Below are 2459 nucleotides of genomic sequence, written 5' to 3' on the forward strand. Positions count from 1 at the left end.
CTACCATCACTGTTTAAGCTGACACTACCAAATTGTGGTTGACTGACCAGCTCTGCGCTGAGTGTGTCGCCTGCATCATCATCGCTGGCGTTACTTAATAACCCGTTTGCAAGTGCCACGGTTAAAGTCGCGGCTTCATCGAGGTTAAACGCGAAGTTTTGCCCTACCGGCGCATCGTTGGTGTTGGTAACCTCTAATGTAAATGGCGTTAAACTGGCGCTATCTGTGCCATCGTTAACACTGATAGTAATAGCCGCGTAGCTGCCCACATCCTCGTTCTGTGGCGTGCCCGCTAATTCGCCCGTACTGGTGTCAAAGCTTGCCCAACTTGGCTTATTAATGATGCTGAAACTGAGGCTATCACCATCAATATCACGCACTGATGGCGTAAACTGATACTGACTGTCTTCGCTTACCGTGGTGTTCGGTGTACCACTGATTGTCGGTGCATCGTTAACGTTTTTAACTGTGAGATTAAAGCTACTCAGTGCTGTAGTAATCGCGCCGTCTGATACTGAAATAATAATGTTGTTATTTACGCCGACATCATCATTACTTGGCGTACCTGACAACTGCCCAGTGCTGCTATCAAAGTTTGCCCAGCTCGGCTTGTTGCTAATACTAAAGGTTAAGCTGTCGCCATCAATATCGCTGGCTGTTGGGGTAAAGCTATAAGACGTATCTTGATCAACATTTAATGCAGGAACACCACCAATTGTTGGTGCGTCATTGACGTTGATCACCGTTAAGTTAAATGCCGGTAAGCTTACCGTATCCATGCCATCGCTGACACTGATCACAATATTACTGTACACACCCACATCGCTGTTACCAGCAGTACCACTGAGCAACCCGGTACTGCTATCAAAACTCAACCAACTTGGTTTATTACTGATGCTAAAGGTTAAGTTATCGCCCTCGGTGTCAGTTGCCGTTGGCGCAAAACTATAAGCGATTTTCTCGCTCACTGACACAGTCGGTGAACCGCTGATCACTGGCACATCATTAACACTGCTCACGGTCACTGTGATCACCGCTGGTGCTGAATCCACGCTACCATCGTTAGCAACAAAGCTGAAGCTATCGGTGCCAAAGAAGTCACTCTCACCTTGGTATATTGCTTGCGAGCCAGTCAATGTAACACGGCCATTTTGTGGCTGACTGCTGATTTGATACGTTAAGGTATCGCCTTCGATATCGCTGGCGGCAAGGTTGACCGTCAGTAGCGTATCTTCATTTACTGACACCGCCTCTGCACTGGCAACTGGGGCATCATTTACAGCATTAACGGTTAAGTTAACACTAACAGGAGCTGAATCTAACGCACCATCATTGGCTACAAACGTGAAACTATCACTGCCGTTATAATCTGCCGCAGGTGTATACAACCAACTATCACTGCTTTGTTGAACTAGCGTTCCGTGTGCAACATCAGTATCGATACGATAAGTTAAGCTGTCATTTTCGATGTCTGTCGCAAGCAATGTGATCAATAAGCTTGCATCTTCATCAAGGTTAAGGGTTTGCGTTTGTGCCACCGGCGCATCATTGACTGGGTTTACAGTCATGGTGACAGTAGCAAGGTTAGATACCTCGCCATTGCTGTCTTTAACTGTGTAAGTAAAGCTGTCGTCACCATAGTAATCTGCATTGGCGGTGTAAATGATTGCCCCCGTTGCGGTTACTTGAGTTTGCCCATTGCTTGGTGCACTGACAACCGTCACACTGCTCACATCTAAGCTGTCGCCGATATCAACATCACTGTCGTTACCCAATACGTTAACTTCAAATGAACCTTCTTCTTGCAGTTGGGCGGTGTTATCTAGCGCCACTGGTGCATCGTTCACGGCATTAATGGTCAGTGTGACGGTCGCTGGGGTTGAGCTTAAGCCTTCGCTGTCTGTTAATGTGTAGGTGAAACTAAATACCCCATTCACATCTTGGCTTGGCACGATAGCTAAACTACCATCGAGGTTAACACTGACTGTCGCAAAGTCGTACATGCCCGCCCCCGTGCCTTGGTTTTCAAGGCTTACGTTGGCAGCATTAAAGCCACTGTCTTCTACGTCTGAGTCGTTTGCTAAAATAGCTAACGTTGTTGCGGTATCTTCATCAGTCGTCACTGCATCATTAGCAACAACTGGACGGTCATTCACCGCACCTATATTTACCGTAACGGTTCCTGGCAGTGACACACCGCCTTCGCTGTCGGTAATGGTGTAGGTGAAACTGTCTTGCCCTGTAACGTTCGCATCTGGGGTATACACAAAGGTGCCCGCGGCTTGGTCAAACACCACTTGCCCTGAGCTTGGCGCTCTGACTAAGTTAATCGTGCCCGTTGGGATGGTGTCTTCCACATCACTGGCCAGTGAACGCACATTGGTCACTGCTGATGCGGTGTCTTCATCCACACTTAAGCTGATAGCTTGTACCTCAGGGAGGTCGTTCACTGGGGTAAT

Annotated in this window: 1 protein-coding gene; it reads right to left on the bottom strand. The window is 47.8% G+C overall.

The genetic code is table 11. The features are described 5' to 3' along the window. A partial coding sequence (locus H5187_RS23180) for a cadherin-like domain-containing protein (RefSeq protein ID WP_182798438.1) occupies window positions 1-2459 on the bottom strand: 2459 nt, incomplete at both ends.

This window comes from Pseudoalteromonas sp. SG44-1, from assembly GCF_014164315.1.
Taxonomy (GTDB): Bacteria; Pseudomonadota; Gammaproteobacteria; order Enterobacterales; family Alteromonadaceae; genus Pseudoalteromonas; species Pseudoalteromonas rhizosphaerae.